Genomic DNA, 25,054 nt, shown 5'->3' with positions numbered 1-25,054 from the left:
GCGTCAGGCTCAGTTGTGCTAACGTAAGGGGATCAGGAAAGAGTTGGGCGGCATTCATGCAACGCATTGTGTTATTAACCCTCGGCTGGCTGGCAGTTGTGCTGGGAACCCTGGGCATTGTATTACCATTATTACCCACCACGCCATTTATGCTATTGGCCGCCTGGTGCTTTGCCCGCTCCTCGCCGCGCTTTCATCACTGGCTGCTGTGGCGCTCGCCGTTTGGCCGTTACCTGCGCCACTGGCAGCAGCATCGTGCTATGCCGCCTGGGGCGAAAGGGCGGGCTATCTGCCTGATTGTGGTGACCTTTGCGATTTCCATCGTGCTGGTCTCGCTCTGGTGGGTGCGGATTATGCTGCTGCTGATGCTGGCGGCACTGTTGCTGTTTATGTGGCGGATACCGGTGGTGGCAGAAACAGCGGACGCGCCGCCGCCGCCGCGATAAAGTTGCAATTATCCGGTCATTTGCTTAGATTTGGGCGTCTTCGTGCGTGGCTTCCCTTTGTGAATTGACTTCCGCTGAGCCTTTTACCAGGTATTGGCGCTATTGAAGCTGCGCGAAACAGAATTTTTTACCAGGCGTATCATTATGACCGACATTGCGCAGCAGCTTGAATTCATTAAAAACAGCATTAAAAGCATCCCTGATTATCCCAAGCCGGGCATCCTGTTCCGTGATGTCACCAGCCTGCTGGAAGATCCTAAAGCCTATGCCGCCGCTATCGCGCTGCTGGTGGAGCGCTACCGTGACAAAGGCATCACCAAAGTGGTGGGCACTGAAGCACGTGGTTTCCTGTTCGGCGCGCCGGTGGCGTTAGGCCTGGGCGTAGGTTTTGTTCCGGTGCGTAAGCCAGGCAAGCTGCCGCGTGAAACGTACAGCGAATCTTACGAGCTGGAGTACGGCACCGATCGGCTGGAACTGCATAAAGATGCGATTCAGCCTGGTGACGTGGTGCTGGTGGTGGACGATCTGCTGGCAACCGGCGGCACCATTGAAGCGACCGTTAAGCTGATTCGTCGCGCAGGCGGCGAAGTCCGGGATGCCGCGTTCATTATCAACCTGTTCGATCTGACCGGTGAAACGCGCCTGAAAGCCCTTGGCGTTGAGAGCTACAGCCTGGTCAATTTCCCCGGCCATTAAGCCATTTTTCGGCCTTGCCAGGCGGCAGGGTCGTCACGCCTTCTCGTTCAAGATAACGAGTGCCAGGCAAAAGCGTAGCTGTTAGACTACTGCAATCCTGTACAGGGGTTGCAGAGCGTCTGCGCTCACCTTTTCCATCCAACTTCGTCGAATCCACATGAGCTATCAGGTACTTGCGCGAAAATGGCGTCCCCAGGCTTTTGCTGATGTTGTCGGTCAGGAACACGTTCTGACGGCGCTGGCGAATGGATTGTCTCTGGGACGTATCCACCATGCTTATCTCTTCTCCGGCACACGCGGCGTAGGGAAAACCACCATTGCGCGTCTGCTGGCCAAGGGCCTTAACTGCGAAACCGGTATCACCGCCACGCCATGTGGCCAGTGTGATAATTGCCGGGAGATTGAGCAGGGCCGTTTTGTCGATCTGATTGAGATCGATGCCGCGTCGCGTACAAAAGTCGAAGACACCCGCGATCTGCTCGATAACGTGCAGTACGCACCGGCGCGCGGCCGCTTCAAAGTCTATCTGATTGATGAAGTGCACATGCTGTCGCGTCACAGCTTCAATGCGCTGTTGAAGACGCTGGAAGAACCACCATCACACGTTAAATTCCTGCTGGCGACCACCGATCCGCAGAAGCTGCCGGTGACTATCCTGTCTCGCTGCCTGCAGTTTCATCTCAAAGCGCTGGATGTCGATCAGATCCGACAGCAGCTTGAGCATGTTCTGCAGCAGGAGCACATCGACAGCGAAACGCGGGCGCTGCAATTGCTGGCGCGCGCGGCTGACGGCAGCATGCGTGATGCGCTGAGTCTGACCGACCAGGCGATTGCGATGGGGCAGGGCGCAGTGACCAGCACCACGGTCAGCGCCATGCTCGGCACGCTGGATGACGAACAGCCGCTCGGCCTGCTGGAAGCGCTGGTTGACGGCGATGGTCAGCAGGTGATGTCGCTGCTGAGTCAGGCCGCATCGCGCGGTGTGGAGTGGGAAGCGCTGCTGGTTGAAATGCTGCGCTTACTGCACCAGATTGCCATGGTGCAGCTGTTGCCAGCCTCGCTGAATGACGACGACGAAAGTAACGCGCTCAGGCTGCGTGAACTGGCACGCGTGGTGCCGCCAGCCGATCTGCAGCTCTACTATCAGACCTTGCTGATGGGCCGTAAAGATCTGCCGATTGCGCCAGATCGCCGGATGGGCGTTGAGATGACGCTGCTGCGGGCGCTGGCCTTCCACCCTAAAGCCGCAGTGGCGGAACCGATTGCCCGGCCGACGTTAACGCAACAGTCGGCCCCGGTCGCGCCGGTGGAACACGCGTCGTCGCAGGGAATGGCACCCTCGGCTCCGCCGGCTGGCCGGCCAGTAACCGCGCCGTCGTCTTCCGCGCAGGCTCAGCCGCCAGCCCGGCCAGCCGCTTCCGCGCCGTCGCCGGTTGCCTCGTCGTCCAGCCAGCAGCAGATTGCTGCGCAGCCGCAGATGGCCGCGCCCGATCCTGCGCCGCAGGCCGCGACGCCACCGCCTGCTGCCGCCGCGGATAATGCCCTTTCCAGTTCCACCAGTCAGCTCCTGCAGGCGCGCACCCAATTGTTGCGTCAGGGAGCGAACAAGCCAAAAAAGAGTGAGCCGGCGGCGCCAGGTGCGCGGCCGGCCAACTCCGCGCTGGAGCGGCTGGCCTCGGTTACCGAGCGCAGCCAGCAGCGTATCCGCGAGCGTGAGCCTGCTGCGCCGGTAAAAGAAGAGGCATATCGCTGGAAGGCGCAAACCCAGCCGGTGGTGGTGGCGGAACCGGTTGCCACGCCAAAGGCCTTGCGTTCTGCGCTGGAGCATGAGAAAACCCCTGAGCTGGCGGCGCGTCTGGCGGAAGAAGCGCAGCAGCGCGATCCGTGGGCGGCTGAAATTGCTTCGCTGCCGCTGCCTAAACTGGTGCAGCAGCTGGCGCTGAATGCCTGGAAAGAGACCACCGAAACCGGTGTCTGTCTGCATCTGCGTTCCAGCCAGCGCCACCTTAATTCGGCATCTGCTCAGCAGGTGTTAAGCGCCGCCCTGAGTGAGGCTGCCGGGCAGGCAGTTGAACTCTCGGTGGTTGAAGACGATAATTCATCGGTGTTGACACCACTTGAGTGGCGTCAGGCCATTTACGAAGAGAAACTGGCGCAGGCGCGTCAGTCGATCACTTGCGATACCCACATTCAGACGTTACAGCGGTTTTTCGATGCCGATCTGGATGAAGAGAGTATCCGACCTGTTTGAACACGCTGCCGCTATCTCAACGATAGCGTTGTGGCCCCAGCTGAGAGAGAAAACTATGTTTGGTAAAGGCGGATTGGGCAACCTGATGAAACAGGCCCAGCAGATGCAGGACAAAATGGCCAAGGTTCAGGAAGAGATCGCCGCGCTGGAAGTGACCGGTGAATCAGGCGCAGGCCTGGTGAAGGTCACCATCAACGGTGCTCACAACTGCCGCCGCGTCGAAGTCGATCCCAGCCTGCTGGAAGATGACAAAGATATGCTGGAAGATCTGATCGCTGCGGCGTTCAACGATGCTGCACGCCGCATCGATGAAACCCAGAAAGAGAAGATGGCGTCTGTCTCCTCCGGTATGCAGCTGCCACCAGGCTTCAAGATGCCGTTCTGATGCAAACCAGCCCACTGCTTGAATCATTGATGGAGTCGCTGCGCTGTCTGCCCGGCGTTGGGCCGAAATCGGCGCAGCGCATGGCTTTTCAGCTGCTGCAACGCGATCGCAGCGGCGGGATGCGCCTGGCGCAGGCACTGACCCGGGCGATGTCGGAAATCGGCCACTGTGCCGATTGCCGTACCTTTACCGAGCAGGAGATCTGCACCATTTGCGCCAATCCACGGCGTCAGCAGAATGGTCTGATCTGCGTGGTAGAGAGCCCGGCGGATATCCACGCCATTGAGCAAACGGGCCAGTTTGCCGGTCGTTACTTCGTGCTGATGGGGCACCTGTCACCGCTTGACGGCATTGGCCCGGCCGATATCGGTCTGGATCGCCTTGAGCAGCGACTGGAAAGCGAAACCATTCAGGAAGTCATCCTCGCCACCAACCCGACGGTGGAAGGGGAAGCGACCGCTAACTATATCGCCGAGCTGTGCGGTCAGTATGGCGTAGACGCCAGCCGCATCGCGCACGGAGTGCCGGTTGGCGGTGAGCTGGAAATGGTCGATGGCACCACGCTCTCCCATTCGCTGGCGGGCCGCCACAAGATTAAATTTTAACCACTTGCCGGTGTTGTGACAGACACCGGCTTGAAAACCTCGCCGTCATCCCCACATCAACCTCAACGTTTGTTCAACCTGTTTTGTTGAGGTAGCAATGACCATGAAAGGACAAGAGACCCGTGGCTTTCAGTCGGAAGTAAAACAACTTCTGCACCTGATGATCCATTCTCTCTATTCAAACAAAGAGATTTTCCTGCGTGAGCTGATTTCCAACGCCTCGGATGCGGCAGACAAACTGCGTTTCCGTGCGCTGTCGGATGCCAGCCTGTATGAAGGCGACGGTGAACTGCGCGTCCGTCTCTCTGTTGACAAGGACAACCGCACCCTGACCCTGAGCGACAACGGTATCGGTATGCGTCGTGACGAGGTGATTGAGAACCTCGGTACCATCGCAAAATCGGGTACTAAAGCGTTTCTTGAATCGCTGGGCTCCGATCAGGCGAAAGACAGCCAGCTGATTGGACAGTTCGGGGTGGGCTTCTACTCTGCCTTCATCGTGGCGGATAAGGTCACCGTGCGGACCCGTGCGGCCGGTGCCTCGGCTGACGAAGGCGTATTCTGGGAATCAGCGGGCGAGGGTGAATATACCCTCGCGGACATTGAGAAAGCCGATCGCGGTACCGAAATCACCCTGCATCTGCGCGAAGGCGAAGATGAATTCCTCGACGCGTGGCGCGTCCGCAACATCATCAGCAAATATTCCGATCACATTGCGCTGCCGGTTGAAATCGAAAGCAAAGATGAAGAGAGCGACAGCACCCACTGGGAAAAAATTAACAAAGCCCAGGCGCTGTGGACCCGCAACAAGTCAGAGATCAGCGACGAAGAGTACAACGAGTTTTACAAGCACATTGCCCATGACTTCAGCGATCCGGTCGCCTGGAGCCATAACCGGGTGGAAGGTAAGCAGGAATACACCAGCCTGCTCTACATTCCGGCGCGCGCACCGTTTGATATGTGGAACCGCGAGCACAAGCATGGCCTGAAACTTTACGTACAGCGCGTCTTCATCATGGACGACGCCGAACAGTTTATGCCGAACTACCTGCGCTTCGTCCGCGGTCTGATCGACTCGAATGACCTGCCGCTTAACGTCTCCCGTGAGATCCTGCAGGATAGCCGGGTCACCCAGAGCCTGCGCGGCGCGCTGACCAAACGCACCCTGCAGATGCTGGAAAAACTGGCGAAAGACGACAGCGAAAAATACCAGACATTCTGGAAAGAGTTCGGTCTGGTGCTGAAAGAGGGCCCGGCTGAAGATCACGCTAACCAGGAAGCAATTGCGAAACTGCTGCGTTTTGCCACCACCCAGAGCGAAGGCGCGGCGCAAACCGTTTCGCTGGAAGATTACGTCAGCCGGATGGTGGAAGGTCAGGAGAAGATTTACTACATCACCGCAGATAGCTATGCCGCTGCGAAGAGCAGCCCGCACCTCGAGCTGTTCCGTAAGAAAGGTATTGAAGTGCTGCTGCTCTCCGATCGCATCGATGAGTGGATGATGAGCTACCTGACTGAGTTCGACGGTAAAACTTTCCAGTCGGTGAGCAAAGCGGATGATTCGCTGAGCAAACTGGCGGATGAAGAGACCGAAGAGCAGAAAGAGGCGGAAAAAGCGCTGGAGCCGTTTGTTGAGCGGGTGAAAACCCTGCTGGGCGAGCGGGTGAAAGAGGTGCGTCTGACTCATCGTCTGACCGACACGCCAGCGATCGTCACCACCGATGCCAACGAAATGACTACCCAGATGGCGAAGCTGTTTGCTGCGGCCGGTCAGGAAGTGCCGGAAGTGAAGTACATCTTCGAGATCAACCCGGATCATTCGCTGGTGAAACGCGTGGCGGACACCCAGGATGAAGCGCGCTTCGGCGAGTGGATCGAACTGTTACTGGATCAGGCGCTGCTGGCAGAACGCGGCACGCTCGACGATCCAAACCAGTTTATCCGTCGCATGAATCAGCTGCTGACGGCATAACCAAAAAAGCCGGTGACCCTCACCGGCTTTTTTTATGGCTGCGCGGCCTCACGCAGCCAGTCCCGAAACAGACTAATTTCCGGCTCAGGAGAGCGGCTCTGTCGGGTCAACATCCAGGTCGCACGTTCAACGCGAACAAACCCCAACGGCGCGATCAGCGTGCCATCCTCCAGCTCCTGCCGCACCAGCAAATGGGGCGCCATTAACACGCCCAGTCCACTGCGCGCTGCCTGGATACCCAGAGTCAGGCTATCGAAATGCTGACCCCCGCTAAAGTTGCCGCTGATACCGGCTTTTTCCGCCCATTCTGACCAGGCGTGCAGCCGCGTATCGGCATGCAGCAGCGGCAGGGCGCGCAAATCGTTGCCGCTCTGTAACTGACGGGCAAACTGCGGTGCGCACAGCGGACCGATCTCATCTTCACTGATCAGCATGGCGTCAATGTCGCTTTCAGGGCGCGCGCTGTGGCTCAGAATCAGCACATCGACATGTTCACTGCGCAGCTGCGCCAGATCCGCCAGCGGCTGGAAGCGGATCTCAATCCCGGGGTAGCGCTGGTAAAAGCTGGCGATGCGTGGGATCAGCCACTGTGACAAAAAACTCGGGGCGCAGGAGACGCTGATATACTGGCGCAGGCCGGTGCGGATGGTTTCACAGCTGCTGCGCAGTTCACTGAACGCCTGCTGACAGCTCTGCAGCAGGCGTTCACCGTGTGAGGTTAACTTTACGCGGCCGTTGCTGCGAACAAACAGCGGTTTGCCCATCCAGCTTTCCAGCTGACGTATCTGATGGCTGATCGCACTGTGCGTGACGTGCAGACGGTCCGCCGCCACGCTAAAGCTGCTGTGTAATGCCGCCTGGTGAAAATAGTGCAGCGCCCTCAGCGGTGGCAGTCCGGTCATCCTCATCCCCTGTTTAAAAATCTAACAAGGATTGTTCATTTATATCATTTTAAAGTCCAGCCGCATTGACCTACTCTACAGGGCAGATTCTGGCGGGTTGACTCAGCATATTATCTATGTGTCCTCCTGATATTCCGCCGCATTTCACCTTCTCTTATGCTGCACTACAACGAAAACGAGACGCTCATGGCATATGCTCCATCTTCCTCTGCCACGCCGTCAGAGACGCGCGACCGTTTGCGGCTGGCACTCTCACGTTTTTACAAGCTGGAGCAGTTCGATCTCTTCTTCGCCCCTTCGCTGCATATAGCGCGGGTGCTACTGTCACAGCTGTTTTTGCGCCAGGAGCAGGCGCGCAATCAGACACGCTACGCCTCACACTATCCGGTGACTGAACTCAACATTTTGCCGGCGATCCCGCTGATGGCCGGTAACATCATGCTGGTGCCACACGTCGATTTGCCCAACGCGCGGGTTCGCCCGCTGCGCGATTGCCAGAATCAGGGCGTTACTGAGGCGAGCGAAAGCTTTGCCAGCGTGCTGCACCATAATCTGATCGATGATGCGCATTTGTTTGTCACCCGGCTGGATCGTCACGCTGAGATCTGTGGCGATCTGGTGCTGGTGGCGCTGCGCACCTGTGATTTCAGTACGCTGGTGCGCAGCGAACTGCGCCTGTTTGAACAGGGGCTGAGTCTGACGGCCGTCGACGCGGCGCTGCGCCGTTTTGACGATCCGCAGTGGCGGCCGTATAACGCCGCGACCGTGGATGCGCTGTCGCTTCCCGGCCCGATGTCACTGCATTCCAGCCATCAGCCCGGCTTGCCTTTTGCCAGTTTTAATCTGCCGCCGGCGATCATCACCACCCTGTGTGACGCGGAGGATGTGGTGAAATGGCCACAGCAGGCGCGGCTGCAGCTTAATGCCAACGTGCGCGGCAGCGGCAAAAAGAGCATCAATATGACCCACCAACTGGGCAAGCGATTGCAGACCTTATTGGGGTGCGGCGGTAAATCTGAAAAAGGCGCGGGCCGCTCGACAGGCGCTGCTATCGGGCCGGAAAGGCAGTAGAGTAGACGGGTGCGATCCGCGCCCTTCCTTGTGATGAGCGGGTCATAATGGTATGTTCTTCGCCTTCTCAGATAGATCAATGCGATTCGCAAGGGGATTTACGCAATGCGTATTATTCTGCTCGGAGCTCCGGGCGCAGGTAAGGGGACTCAGGCCCAATTCATCATGGAGAAATATGGCATTCCGCAAATCTCCACCGGCGACATGTTGCGTGCAGCGGTAAAAGCAGGCAGCGAGCTGGGCAACCAGGCGAAAGCCATCATGGATGCCGGCAAACTGGTAACCGATGAGCTGGTGATTGCGCTGGTTAAAGAGCGTATCACTCAGGAAGACTGCAAAAACGGTTTCCTGCTGGACGGTTTCCCACGCACCATTCCTCAGGCGGATGCGATGAAAGAAGCCGGGATCACCGTTGATCACGTGCTGGAGTTCGCCGTACCGGATGAACTGATCGTTGAGCGTATCGTCGGTCGTCGTGTTCATACGCCATCTGGCCGGGTTTACCATGTCACCTTCAATCCACCGAAAGTGGAAGGTAAAGATGACGTTACCGGTGAAGAGCTGACCACCCGTAAAGACGATCAGGAAGAGACCGTGCGTAAGCGCCTGGTGGAATACCATCAGATGACCGCACCGCTCATTGCCTATTACAGCAAAGAAGCGGAAGCCGGTCACACCGCCTATCACAAAATCGACGGCACCCGTAAAGTGACCGAAGTGAGTGCCGAGCTGGCGAAGATCCTCGGCTAAGCACCAGGGGGCCGGTATTACTGGCCCCTTTTGCAGTAATTGCTTTTACCTCCCACTAATTCCGCTACAATTTCCTCGTTTTCACGCATCCCCGTCGTCATCAAGGAATCACAATGAGGCAAGATAAGCCCGGCGTGTTACTGGTTAATTTAGGTACGCCAGACGCCCCAACCACACCTGCTGTTAAACGCTATCTGAAACAGTTTTTAAGCGATCCTCGCGTGGTCGATACGCCGCGCTGGCTCTGGTGGCCGATCCTCAATGGCGTGGTGCTGCCGTTTCGCTCGCCGCGCGTGTCGAAACTCTACGCCTCGGTCTGGATGGAAGGCGGCTCGCCGCTGCTGGTTTACAGCCAGCGTCAGCGTGATGCGCTGGCGGCACGTGTCGATATGCCGGTTGAGCTTGGCATGAGCTACGGAAATCCTAGCATGAAAAGTGCGGTAGATAAGCTGATGGCGCAGGGCGTAACGCGCCTGATCGTGCTGCCGCTCTATCCGCAGTTCTCCTGCTCGACGGTGGCGGCGGTGTGGGATGGTTTAACCGCAGTATTTAAAGATTACCGTTCGTTGCCTGAGGTGCAGTTCATTCGCGATTACGCCGAACATCCGGCCTATATCGCCGCGCTGAAAGCGTCAGTAGAGCGATCTTTCGCGCAGCATGGTCAGCCCGATCTGCTGGTGATGTCGTTCCACGGCATCCCGCAGCGTTTCGCGAATGAAGGCGATGACTATCCTCAGCGCTGTGCCGATACCACTGCGGCACTGACCAAAGCGCTGGGTCTGCGTGACGACCAGTTTATGCTGACCTTCCAGTCGCGTTTCGGCCGCGAACCCTGGCTGATGCCTTACACCGACGAAACCATGAAAAGCCTGCCGGCCAAAGGCATCAGGCATGTGCAGGTCATGAGCCCCGGCTTCTCTTCAGACTGTCTGGAGACGCTGGAAGAGATCAGCGGTGAAAACTGTGAAATCTTCATGCACGCCGGTGGCGAGAAGTTTGAGTACATTCCGGCGCTCAACGCCGACGAAGCCCACATCGAAATGATGGTGCAGCTGGTCAACGCACGCCGTTAAAGCGAAGGCAGAGAGTGTGATATCATTCTCTGCCTGTTTTTCCAGACGGCATTCCCGATGAAATTTCCCGGCAAACGCAAATCCAAACACTACTTCCCGGTCAGCGCACGCGATCCCCTGTTACAGCCTGCTCAACACGATGTTGACGCGGGAAGCTGGGTAGTCGGCATCGATCAGACGCTGGTCGATATCGAAGCGAAAGTCGACGAGGCTTTCCTGACCCGTTATGGCCTGAGTGCCGGTCATTCACTGGTGATCGACGATGCCGTCGCGGAAGCGCTCTACAACGAACTGATGCGCGATGCGCTGATCACTCACCAGTTTGCCGGTGGCACCATTGGCAACACGCTGCATAACTTCTCGGTGCTGGCCGATGACCGTTCAGTGCTGCTGGGCGTGATGTGCAACAACATCCAGATCGGCGGCTACGCCTATCGCTATCTGTGCAATACCTCCAGCCGGATGGATCTCAACTATCTGCAGGGGGTTGATGGTGCGATTGGCCGCTGCTTTACGCTGATTGGTGAGAATGGCGAGCGGACGTTTGCCATCAGCCCGGGCCAGATGAACCAGCTCCAGCCCGATAACGTGCCGGAGTCGGTGATTGCCGGCGCTTCAGCGCTGGTGCTGACCTCCTACCTGGTGCGCTGCGCTGAGGGTGAACCGATGCCGCAGGCCACCTTGCGGGCGATCGAGTACGCCAAACGTCACAATGTACCGGTGGTGCTGACGCTCGGCACCAAACACGTGATCGGCGATAACCCCCAGTTCTGGCGCGACTTCCTGCGCGAGCACGTCACTATCGTGGCAATGAATGAAGAGGAAGCACTGGCGCTGACCGGCGAAGCCGATCCGCTGCTGGCCTCGGATATGGCGCTGGAGTGGGTGGATCTGGTGTTGTGCACTGCCGGGCCGACCGGGCTCTACATGGCGGGTTATACCGAAGAAGAGTTCAAACGTAAAACCAACCATCCGCTGCTGCCGGGTGCCATCGCTGAGTTTAACCAGTATGAGTTCAGCCGGGTAATGCGCCAGCAGGATTGTCAGCAGCCGCTGCGGATTTTCTCGCACATTGCGCCCTACATGGGCGGACCGGAGAAGATCATGAACACCAACGGTGCCGGAGATGGCGCGCTGGCGGCGTTACTGCATGATATTACCGCCAACAACTACCATCGCCTCAACGTGCCCAATTCCAGCAAGCACGCCCGCCCTTATCTGACCTATTCATCGCTGGCGCAGGTGTGTAAATATGCCAATCGCGTAAGCTATCAGGTTCTGAATCAGCATTCGCCGCGCTTAACCCGCGGGTTACCGGAGCGGGAAGACAGTCTGGAAGAGTCTTACTGGGATCGTTAAGCTGCCAGCCACAGGGCGTCAGATAGCTGACAAACTCAAATAAGGCTGAATCTGGCAGCAATGGATTAGCTCAACGCACAGGGTACAGGGTCAGAAGAGGAAAGCGTTCCGTCGCCCGGATAAAACGCCGGGCGCGTTTTTAGACAACGCAAAGCGTTGGCCCGGCTCTGGGCGCACCTCAGGGATGAGGTGCGTAATCGCGTGGGCCGGGCGAGTCAGGGATGGGCTTTTGCGTCTTACCGATCTGGCCGTGTTCCCTGTGCCGGCTCGCTCTCACCGCTATCCGGCCCTGGCTGAATCAACGCACCACGTCGCAGGCATGTAAATCTGTTCCCTGCTTCATCTCATCCTGCAGAATCTGCAGCATGCTGCTGGCAATTTCACGCTCGCCCATCACCACCCGGGTCGCGCCGCGCTCCATGATGTATTCCACCTCATCGTCGTAATGCGCCCGGGCGATGATCTCAATATTCTGGTGCTTCTCGCGCGCGGCGGTCACGACTTCACCCGCTTCATAGCCATTCGGGATGGTCAGCAACAGCCAGCGGGCGCAATCCAGCCGTGCCAGCTCCATGGTTTCAGCCCGGGCTGCATTGCCCAGCACCGCTTTAATGCCTCGCTCACGCAGCGCTTCGACGCGTGGACGGGAATTCTCAACCACCACCAGCGGCACGTTGGCCTCAATCAGCTTCTGGCCGATCAGGCTGCCGACCCGGCCATAGCCGACGATGACCGCGTGATTGCAGAACTCCACCGGGATCTGCTTCTCTTCCTCGATCGCCTCTTCCAGCGTCTGCTCTTCCATGGTTTCGGTTTTCGCCAGGAAACGCTCCAGCAGGGTAAACAGGATCGGGTTGATCATGATCGACAGGATAGCCGCTGCCAGCACCAGATTGCGGCCTTCATCGCTCAGCAGGCCGAGCGAGATGCCGAGTCCGGCCAGAATAAAGGCGAACTCGCCAATTTGCGCCAGGCTGACCGAGATAGTCAATGCGGTACGGCGGGAGTGGCCCAGCAGCGTCACCAGCAGCCAGGCGGCAACGGATTTGCCCACCACGATAATCACCAGCGCACCCAGCACCGCCAGCGGCTGCGTCACCAGAATCGACGGATCAAACAGCATGCCGACCGAGACGAAGAACAGCACGGCGAAAGCATCGCGCAACGGCAGGGTATCGCGGGCGGCGCGGTGGCTCAGTTCAGATTCGTTCAGCACCATGCCGGCAAAGAAGGCGCCGAGCGCGAATGAGACATCGAAGAATTCAACCGCGCCAAACGCAATCCCCAGCGCCAGCGCTAACACCGCCAGCGTAAACAGTTCGCGTGAGCCGGTGGCGGCGCTGCGGGCGAGGATCCACGGAACGGCACGCCGTCCGACCACCATCATCAGCACCATAAAGGCGGCCACTTTACCGATGGTCCACAGCAGGTCCCACGCCAGCAGTCCGGCGCTGGCGTTACCCTGTTCCATCATGCCAGCAATCGCCGGCAGCAATACCAGCGTCAGCACCATCACCAGATCTTCAACAATCAGCCAGCCAATAGCGATCTGGCCGCGCTGGCTATCAATTAACTGACGCTCTTCTAACGCCCGCAGTAACACCACGGTACTGGCGGTGGAGAGACAGAGGCCAAACACCAGGCCGGTCATCCACGACCATCCCAGCGTCCATGACAGACCCATTCCCAGTAACGTCGCAACCGCTATCTGTGCGACCGCACCGGGAATGGCGATCGACTTTACCGACATCAGGTCTTTTAACGAGAAGTGCAGGCCAACGCCAAACATCAGCAGAATCACCCCCAGCTCCGCCAGTTCCGGCGCGAGGTTAGTATCGGCGACAAAACCTGGCGTAAAGGGACCGGCCAGCACGCCAGCCAGCAGGTAGCCGACCAGCGGTGAAATGCGCAGGCGGTTTGCCAGCATCCCAAGGAGAAATGCCAGAACCAGTGCTCCGACAATGGTGGTGATCAACGGTGTGGTGTGATGCATGCCTGTCTCCTTGTATGCAAATGTATCTGCTTGTAACAAAGAAGTTTAATGCAAAATGGACGCTTTCGCTGAGCAATTTGCGGGAAGAGCAGAAAAAATCGGTTAAATGAGAGAAAAACGTAACCGAAAGGCCATTTTGGTTGCTTATCGTTAATATCGGCCGTGCTGGCGCATTATTAAAGGCCGGATAAATAAAGATTACGTCGGATAAATGCCCTAAGCGTGACGCGAATCAATGGCTAATGACCCTATTCGTCAGCTAAACCGTCGCCCGGCACAGTTTTGACAGGCCGTCAGCCGTCAGGTCGGCGCAATCCACTTTCATCTGGCATTCACTATGCTGCCCGCCGGGGCGTAATTCATCGTCACTGACGCCTGCCGCGTGCTTTAGCCTTGAGTTCATCAGAAGAATGTGCGAAACAGTGGGGCAGCCCGGTGAGCGAACCCGCAGAGATAAACGGGCCAGACAGAAATAAGGAGATTAACGGTGTTGTTATCACGATGGGCAGGATCGAGCGTTGCGCTAGTACTGGCGCTGATGCCGCTGTTTTCTCAGGCTGCAGAGCCTGACCGCACGTACCGCTTTAGCCTGCTGCACACCAATGATGAACATGGTCACTTCTGGTTCAATCCGCAGGGTGAATATGGTCTGGCAGCACAAAAAACGCTGATGGATACGCTGCGCTATGAGGTGCAGGCCAAAGGCGGCGGCGCATTAATCCTCTCGGCGGGCGACGTCAACACCGGGGTGCCGGAATCGGATGAACTGGATGCTGAACCCGATTTTCGCGCCATGAACCTGATTGGTTACGATGCAATGGCGCTCGGCAATCATGAATTCGACAAGCCGATTGCGGTGCTGCGCAAGCAGGAGAAGTGGGCAAGATTCCCGCTGCTGGCGGCTAATGTCTACCAGAAGAGCAGCGGCGAGCGGATGTTTAAACCGTGGGCGGTGTTCAATCGTCTCGGCCTGAAAATTGCGGTACTGGGGCTGATTACGCCCGATACTGCCCGGCTGGCCAACCCGGCGGGCTTAACCGATGTCGAATTCCGCGATCCGATCGCCGAAACCATCAAAGCGGTGGCAGAGTTACGCGCCAGTGAGAAACCGGACGTGATTGTCGCGCTGACGCATCTGGGCCACTACGACGACGGCAAGCACGGCAGTAACGGCATCGGTGATGTCACGCTGGCACGCAGCCTGCCGGCCGGCACCCTCGACCTGATCGTCGGCGGTCACTCGCACGATGCAGTCTGCATGGAAAAAGAGAACGTCAGCGTGAAAAATTATCAGCCTGGCCAGCCGTGTCAGCCCGATAAACAGAACGGCATCTGGATCATGCAGGCGGATAAATGGGGCAAATATGTCGGGCGCGGCGATTTCACCTACCGTAATGGTCAGGTCACGCTGGAGGCGTACCAGCTGGTGCCGGTTAACCTTAAGCATCTGGTGAAGAATGCCGACGGCAGTGAAACCTGGCTCACCTGGCAGCAGGAGATCCCGAAAAACAGTGCGATGATGAAGCTGCTGATGCCGTTTCAGAAACGGGCTGAAGCAAAGCTGACCGTCAATGTCGGCAGCGCAGAGGGGGATTTCAGGGGCGAAAAAGAGCAGGTGCGCTTTGAGCAGACCAATCTCGGCCAGCTGATTTTACGGGCACAGATGGCGCATACCCAGGCTGACTTTGCGGTGATGAGCGGCGGCGGTATCCGCGCGTCCCTGAAAACCGGCAAACTGAGCTGGCGCGATCTGCTGCAGGTTCAGCCGTTCGGCAATCAGGTGGTGTCGGTAAGCCTGACCGGTGCCGAGATCAAAAAATATCTGGCGGTGGTGGCCAATATCCAGCCTGACTCAGGCGGCTACGCCCAGTTTGCCGGGATCAGCCTGACGGCCGACGGTAAAGAGGTCAGCGATATCCGCATCAACGGTAAGCCGCTCGAGGAGACGCAGCACTATCGCATGGCGACCAACAGCTTTAATGCCGCGGGCGGCGATGGCTATCCACGGCTGGATAATCATGCTGGCTACGTTAACAGCGGCGTGCCAGATGCGCAGGTGCTGCGCGACTGGATCAAGGCGCATTCGCCGATCAAGGCCAGCGACTACCAGCCGCAGGGACAGGTAGTGCATCTCACCGACGAGCAGATCAGGCAGCGTGATGAGGCGGCGGAGAAAGCGCGTAAACGCAACTACCCTAAAATGATTCTGGCGTGGATCTGGCCGTGGGGGAACGAAACAGCCCGGGCGCATTGAACGCATCGGGAGGCGCTTGCGCCTCCCGATTGTTTTTATGCCTGACAGGATTTGCGGCTGATCCAGCGCTCGCGCAGTTTGTCCCACACCCAATTATAGGCCATGGTGTAGGGCAGGAAGAACAGGAAGAAGGCGACTTCCACCAGAAACGCCTGCCACAGCGAAATAGCCAGCATCCAGGCCGCAATCGGCAGGCCAATCAGGATAAATCCCCCTTCAAAACCCAGTGCGTGCATCACGCGCACGCCAGCACTGCGTTTCTGCCCTGGCGGGTGCAGCCGATCAAATCCGCTGTTGTAGATCATGTTCCACAGCATCGCGACGGTAGACAACATAATCGCCAGCGATCCCATCTGAAACAGTGGCTTATTCATCGCCCATGCGGCCAGCGGTGATACGGTCAGAATCGCCAGCGTTTCAAAACAGACGGCATGTAAAATACGTTCTTTTAGTGAGCGGGTACGCATGACTTAACTCTCCTCGGGTTATGCCAGGCATTCTCTCACCGCAGAATGCTAAAATGAAATGAACACCTATCGAAAAAAGCGATGGATAAGATGCGTTACTCCCCGGAATCCCTTGAGGCCTTTGTCCAGACCGTGACCAGCGGCTCGTTTTCTGCCGCCGCGCGGGCGCTGGGAAAAAGTCAGTCCACCATCAGTGCGGCGGTGGCGAATTTAGAAGACGACCTCGGCCTGGTGTTGTTTGATCGTGGCGGACGCCAGCCGGTATTAACCGAGCAGGGACGACGCGCACTGCCGCAGGTGCAGCAAATTCTCGCCGCCAGTGAGCGGCTGGATGCGCTGGCAATACGTTTATCGCAGGGCGTAGAGCCGCGGTTAAGTTTTGCCGTCTCTGATTTCTGGCAAACCGATCATCACGAGCATCTGCTAAAGCAGTTTGACGCACGCTTTCCGGAGATCGAGCTGGAGTGCATGATGGCGGAAGATGGCGATGTGCTGGATCTGTTGCAGGCCGGGCGGGTCCATCTCGGGGTGGTGCGGGCGCAGCCCGCGCTGCCAGCCGATATTGCGGTGGCACGCCTGCAGGTGGAGGCTCAGATGGCGGTTTATCTGCACCATCAGCATCCGCTGGCGATGCTTAAAACCTTCAGTGAGAGTCAGCTTGAAGAGGTGCGCCATCTGCGACTGAATACCTGGGTCGAGCAGCGCGAACCGACCTCAATGGGGCGCATCTGGTCAGCGCCCACCTATTTATTGCTGCTGGAGATGGCAGAGCAGGGCTTTGGCTGGACCATCCTGCCACGCTGGCTGGTAAAGCAGTTTGGCCATGGCGTGTTGCAGGAGCTGCCGCTGCCGGGCTGGCCGCAGCATATTGCGGTTGAGGTGATCTGGTCGCGCCGTAACCCACCGGGGCCGGCGGGACGCTGGATGATCGATCAGCTATGCGCCCAGCCGCGGGTTTAATCGTGGCGGGCGATATCCGCCAGAGGGGCGTCCAGCAGGCGGGCAAGTTCCTGCGGTGCCAGTTCAATATCCAGCCCGCGCTTGCCGCCGGAAATAAAGATAGTGGCAAAGTCGGCAGCAGAAATATCGATCACCGTCGGCAGCCGTTTCTTCTGCCCCAGCGGACTGATGCCGCCGACCAGGTAGCCGGTCACCCGCTGCGCCTGTAGCGGATCGGCCATATCGACTTTTTTAGCCCCCAGCGCTTTGGCGACTTTTTTCAAATCGAGCTGGGTTGATACCGGCGTGACCGCCACCGCCAGCTGTTTTGCCTCGCCATTCAGCGCCACCAGCAGCGTTTTATAGACCTGACGCGCGTCCAGATTCAGTTTACGCACTGCCTCATCACCAAAATGGGTTTCGCTGCTGTCGTGTTCATAGGGGTGCAGAGTGAAGCTGACTTTTTGTTTTTCCAGTAGTTTTACTGCAGGTGTCATACCGGTCCCTTCCTAAGAAAAATCTTATTGCGCCCGATCGTTGAATAAAGGTGGCGAAATTTTGTGCTTTGCGCGAGAATTGGCCGCGCGCCAGCAATCTGATTGCTGAGCGATAACCAAAATCATAAACAAATTCCTCTTTGACGGGCCGGTAGCATTATCGGCTCTCTTTTTTTTCAGCGCGTCTTCAGCATCCCGGGCAAATTATCCTCACCGTAGAGATGCAGCGCACCGACCGCCACCACGTAGTCTCCCGCCGCTAAGGCCTGCAGTTTATCCCGCCACTGCGCATTACGCTGACCGATCAACGTATCGTTGAGCGCCTGACTAAACGTGGCCGGCAGAGCAATCTGCGGCTGGCGCGGCGGCGTATCCAGCCACCAGCTGACCATCATTTGCAGCAGCCGCGCATTGGTATGCCAGTGGGTCAGCGTATCCTGCAGCAGCGCCATGCCGTCATCCGGCAGCGTATTCAGCAGCGCAATCTGCGCTTCAGCGCCCTCCAGCTCAATCACCGGCTTGTTCCAGCGCTTTGCCGCCTGCAACAGCTGATAATCAATGCCGTAGTCGGGCCGCAATCCCAGCCGTTGCGCCTGCTGCGCCTGCAACATCAGCGCAATCTGCCAGGCGGGCAGGGTATCAAATGAACCGATCGACAGGTTCATTTCGTGACACAGCGCGGTGAGCGTCTGCAAAGCCTCATCATCAAGCCGGGTCGCCAGCGGGGGACGATCCGCGCTGCCATCAAACGGCGAGCTGCCCTGGGTAATATCCGCTTCGACGATCAGCGCATCGGCCTTCTGCAGCTGACGCAGCAGCCGCGCCGGCAGCGGCTGCATATCCCGCGTTCCCATATGAATACTGCCCACCAGATGCAGATGACATTCGCCGAGCCGGACATCGATGGCAGGCCAGCGGTAGCTGGCGGGAAAAAGTTGGCTGATGAAGCCGCGCAGTGAGCGCCAAACGTTGCCTGTCATTCCCGGTCCTTCGCTATTTAAAACCCCATGCTAGCGGCTTCAGTCGCCGAAAAACAGCGCCGAAACGGCTATTGCTGGCGCGGCGGCTGATAGCGCAGCAGGCGATTGGCGTTGGCAACCACCGTAATCGAGGAGAGCGCCATCGCAGCGCCTGCCACAATCGGGCTGAGCAGGGTACCGGTCAACGGGTAGAGCACGCCAGCCGCTACCGGAATACCAATACTGTTATAAATAAAGGCCCCGAACAGGTTCTGGCGGATATTGCGCAGCGTGGCTGACGAGATGGCTAACGCATCGGCGACGCTGTTGAGATCGGCGCGCATTAACGTAATGCCGGCGGTTTCTACCGCCACGTCGCTGCCGCCGCCCATGGCAATCCCTACCTCAGCCTGGGCCAGTGCGGGCGCATCGTTAATGCCGTCACCGACCATGGCGACGCGCCGGCCCTGCTGCTGTAACTGCGCAATCGCCGCTGCCTTGCCTTCTGGCAGCACGCCGGCGATCACCTCATCAATTCCCACCTCAGCCGCAATCGCCTGCGCAGTATTCTGGTGGTCACCGGTGAGCATAATCAGGCGATAACCCGACTGATGCAGCCGTTTCAGGGCGGTGGCGCTTTCCGGCCGCAGCGCATCGCGCAGGGCGATCAGGCCAATCAGCTGGCCCTGTTCAGCCAGTAACACCGGCGTCGCACCCTGTTGCGTCAGACGTTCGATATCCGCCATCGCGGGCTGAGAATCGACCCCATTCTCCTGCAGCAGGGCGGCATTACCCAGCAGTAACGCTCTGCCATCCAGTATGCCGCTGACCCCTTTGCCGCGTATTGTACGAAATTGTGCCAGTGACGGCGCACGGGTGAGGTCAGCCGCGGCAACAATCGCTTTAGCCAGCGGATGGCCGGAGGAGTATTCCAGCGCGGCGGCGGTCTGCAGTACCGACTCGCGGCTGGCATCACCCCAGACCCGAACCTCGCTGACCTGCGGCGTACCGGCCGTCAGGGTGCCGGTTTTATCGAACACCAGCGTGTCGATTTGACTGGCACGCTGCAACGCATCGGCATCCCGTACCAGCACGCCGAGTTCGGCGGCCCGACCCACGCCAGCGATAATCGACATCGGCGTCGCCAGTCCTAATGCGCAGGGACAGGCAATAATCAGCACGGTGGTGGCGATCACCAGCATATAGGCGATTTGCGGTTGTGGCCCGAACAGGTACCAGATGCCGCCGCTGATCAGCGCAATCGCCACCACCACCGGGACGAACACCGCAGAGATGCGATCGGCTAAGCGGCCGACGTCAGGTTTGCTGCTCTGGGCCTGGCGTACCAGCCGGATAATGCGCGACAGCGTAGTGTGACTGCCGGTTGCGCGGGCTTCAAACTGCACTGAACCATCCTGCACCAGCGTACCGGCAAACACCGCCTCACCCGGGCCTTTACTTTGCGGCACCGCTTCACCGGTCAGCATCGCCTCATCAAACCAGGCCTCACCAGCGGTAATCTCCCCATCAACCGGCACCCGATCGCCGGTCACCAGACGCAGCATCATGCCGGGCTGCACCGCGCTAAGGGGAATTAAGCTATCGCCCTGTTCATCGGCCAGTCGCGCCTGCGCCGGAGTCAGATCGAGCAGGCGTTCCAGCGCTTTTGACGATCGCTGACGCGCCCGCTGCTCCAGCGCATGCCCGAGGTTGATCAACCCGAGGATCATCACGCTGGCTTCAAAATAGAGATGCCGCGCCTGCGACGGGAAAAAGTCGGGCCACAGCACCACGCCGAACGAGTAGATCCAGGCCGCGGCGGTACCCAGCGCCACCAGCGTATCCATGGTGGCGCTGCCGTTGCGGGCACTGCGCCAGGCGCTGCGATAAAAATGTCCGCCGGTGATCACCATCACCAGCAGTGTCATCACCCCCAGCGTCAGCCAGAGGCTGTGGTTGCTGGCGGTCAGCATCATGTTGTCGCCCAGCATGCCCCAGATCATCAGCGGCACGCCAAAGGCTAAGGCCACTGCGGCCTGCCAGCTAAAACGGCGCATTGCGCTGCGGGCGCTCTGCTGCTGTTTTTCACGCCGTTCCTGCTCATCATCGACTACCTGCGCGCCATAACCGGCGGCATCCACCGCCGCGATCAGCTGCTGCGGATCGGCTTCGCCCAGCACCAGCGCGCTGCGTTCGCCCAGGTTAACCCGGGCCTGGCTAACGCCAGCCACCTGCTGCAACGCTTTTTCTACCCGACTTACGCAGCTGGCACAGGTCATGCCTTCAATCAGCAACATGTGAGCAGGAACGGTTTTTTCTGCCGGACGGGAAAGCGATTCCGTTGTCAGCGCCTCCGGCGGCGGCTCCGATGCTGTCAACGGCTCAGGCTTTGGGGAGCTGTCAGGCGTTTTCAGCGTGGCGTGATAACCGGCCTGTTCGACGGTCGCGATCAGGTCTGCCGCATCGGCCGCACCGGAAACCCGTGCTTCCTGCTGCGTGACCTCAGCCTGCTCAACATCGTCCCGCTGTTCCAGCGCTTCTTTTACCCGTTTAACGCAATGGCCGCAGGACAGACCGTCCAGGGCCAGAGAAATGGTATGTGACATGATGAACTCCTTGTGTGATCAGATTTGACCGGGTGGTCAGTTTCGATTCATGATTAAGCATAAACCTTCCATCAAGGGGAAGGTCAAGGGGAGCAAAATGAACATCAGCGATGTGGCGAAAAAGACCGGACTCACCAGCAAGGCGATTCGTTTTTATGAAGAGAAGGGGGTGGTGACGGCTCCGCTGCGCAGTGAAAATGGCTATCGCAGCTACAGCGTGCGTCATCTGGATGAACTCAATCTGTTACGCCAGGCGCGTCAGGTCGGCTTTACGCTGGATGAGTGTCGTGAACTGGTGGCGCTGTTTAATAATCCGGTGCGCCACAGTGCCGACGTTAAGGCGCGGACCCTGCAGAAAGCCGATGAGATTGCGGCGCATATTGAGGAGCTGCACGCGATGCGCGCACGTTTGCTGGCGCTGGCCGAGGCCTGTCCGGGCGACGACAGCGCAGAATGCCCAATCATCAACAATCTGGCCGGATGCTGTTCTCAGCCGGGCGGTAAGCGCGGCTGAATGCGCAGGGTAATGCCTTCAACCGCCACCACTTCGACCGGCGTTCCCGCCGGCAGATCCTGTTCAGCCTGAACCCGCCAGCTGCTGTCGCCAATCCGCACGTGCCCGGTGCGGTTCTGCAGCGCGCTATCGAGGGTTAACTGCAGGCCAATCATCTGGCTGCCGCGCTGATTGAGCGAGTTCGGAACCTGGCGTGCTTCACGGTAGCGCATCCAGCGATACCAGAAAAAGACGCAGACCAGCGTCAGGACGGCAAACATTGTGCCCTGAGCGGTCCAGCTGAACGGGATAAACCATTCGATAATGCCTACCATCACCGCGGCCAGGCCGCTCCACAGCAGATAACCGCTGGTGCCCAGCATTTCCGCCGCCAGCAGCAGGCCGCCGAGCGTCAGCCAGAACCAGTGCGGATGGGCAATGATATCGACCAGCATCAGCGTTTCGACTCGGTGCGGGATTCTTTCAGCAGTTCACCGATGCCGGCAATCGAGCCGAGTAAGCTGCTTGCCTCCAGCGGCATCATCACCACTTTGCTGTTATTGGCTTCGCCAATTTTTTGCAGTGCGTCGGTATATTTCTGCGCCACGAAGTAGTTGATCGCCTGAATATCACCGGCGGCAATCGCTTCAGAAACCATTTTGGTGGCGTTGGCTTCCGCTTCCGCCTGACGTTCCCGCGCTTCGGCCTGCAAAAAGGCCGAGGTCCGTTCCCCTTCGGCTTTAAGGATCTGCGACTGTTTATCCCCTTCGGCGCGCAGGATCGCTGCCTGTCGTACTCCTTCCGCCGTCAGAATATCGGCGCGTTTGGTACGCTCCGCTTTCATCTGCGCATTCATCGCACCGATCAGCTCCTGCGGCGGACGCACATCGCGGATCTCAATACGGGTGATTTTAACGCCCCACGGATTGGTAGCTTCATCGACGATATGCAGCAGCCGGGTATTAATGCTGTCGCGCTGCGATAACATTTCGTCCAGCTCCATGCTGCCAAGCACGGTGCGCATATTGGTCAATAGCAATTTATTTCGTAATTTCATAAAATACCCTCATAGATGAGCGATTGAGGTGTAGGTGATTGAAAATTATAAAAGATGCTGTTGGTTATGTTCGTTTCAGCTCAGCAATACAGGAGCAGGGAACATCTATCAGGCGTCAGCGCAAATTGATTAAAGATTGGTGTGACCACCAGCCACAAATTATCTATCACAGCACGTATCAGGACATTGGTAAATCAGCATGGAAGAAGCACGAGCATGACGAACGTAAAGCATTCTTGCAGATGCTGGAAGATCGAAAGCTACAGCGATTCCCTGAACCCTGCTATCTGCTGGTAGAGGACGCCTCCAGGCTCTCAAGGCTTGATTATGATGATGCAATCGCCCAAATGAAGGATCTGTTCAGTCTGGGGTTTGTCGTTGTATTCCTCGCCACAGGACGTATCTATGACGCTGACAACTTTAAGGACATGGGTGGGCGTATCTCATTCATGGTTGATGCAGAGACCTACCACAAAGCGTCTGAGCAGAAATCCCATCATAGCAGGAAGAATTGGTCACAGCTTCGGGCAGATGCAATTACAACGGGTAAGCTGATCTCTAAATCCTGCGCCCGTTGGGTGAAACCTGTCCCAACAGGTGAAGGTTTACCCAATCATGAGGGACGAAACACAACATTCATCTATAACACTCATGCTCAAACCATAAAACGTATCTTTGAAATGCGTCTGGCTGGTGTCTCAATGAGCGTCATCGCTCAGACACTTAACAGTGAAGACGTACCCACACTCACCAATCAATCCAAAACTTGGAATCAGTCTTCTGTGAATGGGTTGCTCAACAATCGGGCTGTAATTGGTGACTATGTCCCCTCAAAGAAAACCGTTAACGTCGATGAAGCTCAGATCATACCGGGCTACTATCCCCGTTTAATCTCACTTGCTGACTTCCAGACGGTTCAGGCCATGCGAGAGGGGAAAGGAAGATCCAGCAATAGTGACAACCCAACGAACGTAAATCTGTTCAAAGGTATCCTCAAGTGTAAGTGTGGCAGTGCTGTTATCTCATCATCTGTCACACCTGAGCGATATGGTTACTACGTTTGCTCAATGTACCGCCTGAAACGCTGTAGCTGCCACCCTGAGCAACGTTATGAAGGGGGGAAGGGTAAGGGCAAGCGGGGGAAAGGAAACGCTATATCACGCTCTCTGGTGGATTCTGTGCTGGTTGAAGGACTCCTGTCAAACCTGCCCCTGTTACTGTCTGGTAACAACACTGACAGCCACCAGCTACAGACACTTGAGGCAGAGCATCAAGCGATTGAGCAGACCCTTACTAACTTTGAGAGCATGATAGTCCGTACTGGTGGATCTGACAGGTTAGCGAAGCTGTATCAGCAGGCTGAAGCAGATCTGACCAGCAAGCAATCAGAGATCGACAAACTTCGGCTAAGGATGCTGACCAGCGTTAACGTTGAAACAGTCCATCAGCTTGACCTGTCCAGACGTGCTGACAGAATCGAATTAAACCTGATTGCTAAGAAACACATCTCAGAAATCAGGCTCGATATGAAAAAGCAAACCTGTGACGTATGGCTTCACAGTGGGTTCACATTCTACGATCTGCCACTGAACAGGGAAGGATTTGACATAGGCGGGTGGATACACTTCTTCATTCAGCTTAACGAGAAGGAATACAGGTTTACTGGTAACGAACCTTTGAATAGTGGTCTGAAGGGAAGGGTCACTGATTACGTTGATGTTAAGCCTGATAGTGATGCCTGAAACGCCAGCTATGAAGTTCTGAGAGGCTCATTTTGCCCACATAACCACGAAAAGAGTAACGGCTTTAAATCAGAGTAGAAGTAAGCTGTGCTTATAGATAACATGAGTGTTTGACTACACAGTGAGCAAAAACCATGCAAGACTCGCCCGTTCTCAAGCTGCAAGATATGGCAAGTTCAAGTTCAACCAACATCGAAGATTTGCTATCAAGAGCAAAGATGATATCGGTCAAACTTGGACTTACTGACATTTCCGAATGGATTGAATTTGAGTTAAAAAGCTATCCATCTTTTGACTCTTTGCCTGATTACCGAATTCTTCATAATGTACCTATCAGAGCATTCAACCCTTTTCATGGCTGGATTCCTTTTAACCTTGATAACACTACTGATAAAAATCGGGAAGTTTACGATTCACTCACGACTGTTCATCTTACTAATCCTGACCTGCTCCCCGTTGATTAGTACACCCCGATGTTAGTAATGTCTTCATAAGCCACATGAGGACATCCCCATGAAGAAGCGTTTTTCCGACCAA

General features: G+C 57.2%; 22 protein-coding genes, 1 pseudogene and 1 other annotated feature. Of the genes and pseudogenes, 15 read left to right on the top strand and 8 right to left on the bottom strand.

Annotation, left to right across the window (positions count from 1 at the left end):
- Positions 1-56 precede the first annotated feature (56 nt).
- From FHW04_RS13905 to htpG, 6 genes are all read left to right on the top strand, one after another.
- A complete protein-coding gene (locus FHW04_RS13905; protein WP_031374647.1) occupies positions 57-446 on the top strand; it encodes a DUF454 family protein in 390 nt (129 codons plus the stop codon).
- A gap of 144 nt (positions 447-590) precedes the next feature.
- The gene (apt, locus tag FHW04_RS13900) at positions 591-1,142 is read left to right on the top strand and encodes an adenine phosphoribosyltransferase (protein WP_089562064.1); all 552 of its coding nucleotides are present in this window, start codon (positions 591-593) and stop codon (positions 1,140-1,142) included.
- 157 nt (positions 1,143-1,299) lie between these two features.
- Complete coding sequence (gene dnaX / locus FHW04_RS13895; RefSeq protein ID WP_089562060.1) at positions 1,300-3,393, top strand: DNA polymerase III subunit gamma/tau; 2,094 nt, start codon at positions 1,300-1,302, stop codon at positions 3,391-3,393.
- Positions 2,735-2,796, top strand: a sequence feature (DnaX frameshifting element). It overlaps the preceding gene by 62 nt.
- A 55-nt stretch (positions 3,394-3,448) precedes the next feature.
- Positions 3,449-3,778 carry a YbaB/EbfC family nucleoid-associated protein gene (locus FHW04_RS13890; RefSeq protein ID WP_031377860.1) on the top strand — a complete coding sequence of 110 codons (330 nt, stop codon included), beginning with the start codon at positions 3,449-3,451 and terminating at the stop codon, positions 3,776-3,778.
- Positions 3,778-4,383 (top strand): recombination mediator RecR, encoded by a 606-nt coding sequence (recR, locus tag FHW04_RS13885; RefSeq protein WP_031377861.1) that lies wholly within the window; start codon positions 3,778-3,780, stop codon positions 4,381-4,383. The genes FHW04_RS13890 and recR overlap by 1 nt, the downstream gene beginning before the upstream one ends.
- Before the next feature lie 97 nt (positions 4,384-4,480).
- On the top strand, positions 4,481-6,355 hold the full coding sequence (gene htpG / locus FHW04_RS13880; protein ID WP_046288479.1) for a molecular chaperone HtpG: 1,875 nt from the start codon (positions 4,481-4,483) through the stop codon (positions 6,353-6,355).
- Positions 6,356-6,387: 32 nt separating this feature from the next.
- On the opposite strand, the gene FHW04_RS13875 is transcribed toward htpG, so the two are convergent.
- A complete protein-coding gene (locus FHW04_RS13875; RefSeq protein WP_031377862.1) occupies positions 6,388-7,257 on the bottom strand; it encodes a LysR substrate-binding domain-containing protein in 870 nt (289 codons plus the stop codon).
- Between the two features lie 186 nt (positions 7,258-7,443).
- Between FHW04_RS13875 and FHW04_RS13870 the strand changes: the two genes are divergently transcribed.
- The 4 genes from FHW04_RS13870 (at position 7,444) to FHW04_RS13855 (ending at position 11,510) form a co-directional block, all read left to right on the top strand.
- The gene (locus FHW04_RS13870) at positions 7,444-8,328 is read left to right on the top strand and encodes a DUF6024 family protein (protein ID WP_069728181.1); all 885 of its coding nucleotides are present in this window, start codon (positions 7,444-7,446) and stop codon (positions 8,326-8,328) included.
- Between the two features lie 105 nt (positions 8,329-8,433).
- Positions 8,434-9,078, top strand: a complete 645-nt coding sequence (adk, locus tag FHW04_RS13865) for an adenylate kinase (RefSeq protein WP_031376054.1) — start codon at positions 8,434-8,436, stop codon at positions 9,076-9,078.
- Positions 9,079-9,191: 113 nt separating this feature from the next.
- The gene (hemH, locus tag FHW04_RS13860; protein ID WP_031376055.1) at positions 9,192-10,151 is read left to right on the top strand and encodes a ferrochelatase; all 960 of its coding nucleotides are present in this window, start codon (positions 9,192-9,194) and stop codon (positions 10,149-10,151) included.
- Between the two features lie 57 nt (positions 10,152-10,208).
- A complete protein-coding gene (locus FHW04_RS13855) occupies positions 10,209-11,510 on the top strand; it encodes an inosine/guanosine kinase (protein ID WP_069727956.1) in 1,302 nt (433 codons plus the stop codon).
- Positions 11,511-11,808: 298 nt separating this feature from the next.
- Here the strand turns inward: FHW04_RS13855 and ybaL are convergent, their stop codons facing one another.
- On the bottom strand, positions 11,809-13,503 hold the full coding sequence (gene ybaL / locus FHW04_RS13850) for a YbaL family putative K(+) efflux transporter (protein ID WP_031376056.1): 1,695 nt from the start codon (positions 13,501-13,503) through the stop codon (positions 11,809-11,811).
- A gap of 487 nt (positions 13,504-13,990) precedes the next feature.
- Between ybaL and ushA the strand changes: the two genes are divergently transcribed.
- A complete protein-coding gene (gene ushA / locus FHW04_RS13845) occupies positions 13,991-15,757 on the top strand; it encodes a bifunctional UDP-sugar hydrolase/5'-nucleotidase UshA (protein ID WP_069727957.1) in 1,767 nt (588 codons plus the stop codon).
- 35 nt (positions 15,758-15,792) lie between these two features.
- Here ushA and FHW04_RS13840 read toward each other — a convergent pair whose 3' ends face one another.
- The gene (locus FHW04_RS13840; RefSeq protein WP_046288477.1) at positions 15,793-16,224 is read right to left on the bottom strand and encodes a multidrug/biocide efflux PACE transporter; all 432 of its coding nucleotides are present in this window, start codon (positions 16,222-16,224) and stop codon (positions 15,793-15,795) included.
- A gap of 90 nt (positions 16,225-16,314) precedes the next feature.
- On the opposite strand from FHW04_RS13840, the gene FHW04_RS13835 reads away from it, so the two are divergent.
- Positions 16,315-17,184 (top strand): LysR family transcriptional regulator, encoded by an 870-nt coding sequence (locus tag FHW04_RS13835; RefSeq protein ID WP_089562065.1) that lies wholly within the window; start codon positions 16,315-16,317, stop codon positions 17,182-17,184.
- On the opposite strand, the gene ybaK is transcribed toward FHW04_RS13835, so the two are convergent.
- The 3 genes from ybaK to copA all read right to left on the bottom strand — a co-directional run bounded on the left by ybaK (position 17,181) and on the right by copA (position 21,225).
- A complete protein-coding gene (gene ybaK, locus FHW04_RS13830; protein WP_069727959.1) occupies positions 17,181-17,660 on the bottom strand; it encodes a Cys-tRNA(Pro)/Cys-tRNA(Cys) deacylase YbaK in 480 nt (159 codons plus the stop codon). The two genes, FHW04_RS13835 and ybaK, sit on opposite strands and share 4 nt — an antisense overlap.
- Before the next feature lie 176 nt (positions 17,661-17,836).
- Positions 17,837-18,640 carry a TraB/GumN family protein gene (locus FHW04_RS13825; protein ID WP_069727960.1) on the bottom strand — a complete coding sequence of 268 codons (804 nt, stop codon included), beginning with the start codon at positions 18,638-18,640 and terminating at the stop codon, positions 17,837-17,839.
- A 68-nt stretch (positions 18,641-18,708) separates the two neighbouring features.
- Positions 18,709-21,225 (bottom strand): copper-exporting P-type ATPase CopA, encoded by a 2,517-nt coding sequence (gene copA, locus FHW04_RS13820; protein ID WP_089562061.1) that lies wholly within the window; start codon positions 21,223-21,225, stop codon positions 18,709-18,711.
- Between the two features lie 97 nt (positions 21,226-21,322).
- Here copA and cueR point away from each other — a divergent pair, with 97 nt between their 5' ends.
- Positions 21,323-21,739, top strand: coding sequence for a Cu(I)-responsive transcriptional regulator (gene cueR / locus FHW04_RS13815; RefSeq protein WP_089562062.1), 417 nt, complete (start codon positions 21,323-21,325; stop codon positions 21,737-21,739).
- Here cueR and FHW04_RS13810 read toward each other — a convergent pair.
- Positions 21,715-22,173: an NfeD family protein gene (locus FHW04_RS13810; protein ID WP_031376062.1), complete on the bottom strand. Its 459-nt coding sequence runs from the start codon at positions 22,171-22,173 to the stop codon at positions 21,715-21,717. The two genes, cueR and FHW04_RS13810, sit on opposite strands and share 25 nt — an antisense overlap.
- Positions 22,173-22,757, bottom strand: a pseudogene (locus tag FHW04_RS13805) (SPFH domain-containing protein); the annotation flags it as partial. The gene FHW04_RS13810 and the pseudogene FHW04_RS13805, both read right to left, overlap by 1 nt.
- Before the next feature lie 56 nt (positions 22,758-22,813).
- Between FHW04_RS13805 and FHW04_RS13800 the strand changes: the two are divergent.
- On the top strand, positions 22,814-24,517 hold the full coding sequence (locus FHW04_RS13800) for a recombinase family protein (protein WP_089562063.1): 1,704 nt from the start codon (positions 22,814-22,816) through the stop codon (positions 24,515-24,517).
- A 134-nt stretch (positions 24,518-24,651) separates the two neighbouring features.
- Positions 24,652-24,981 carry a hypothetical protein gene (locus FHW04_RS13795; protein ID WP_158215718.1) on the top strand — a complete coding sequence of 110 codons (330 nt, stop codon included), beginning with the start codon at positions 24,652-24,654 and terminating at the stop codon, positions 24,979-24,981.
- The last annotated feature ends 73 nt before the right edge of the window (positions 24,982-25,054 follow it).

Source organism: Pantoea sp. AN62 (assembly GCF_050432985.1).
GTDB classification, from domain to species: Bacteria; Pseudomonadota; Gammaproteobacteria; order Enterobacterales; family Enterobacteriaceae; genus Pantoea; species Pantoea brenneri.
The sequence above is the reverse complement of the archived record's forward strand: the minus strand, read 5'-3'. Positions and strand labels throughout refer to the sequence as shown.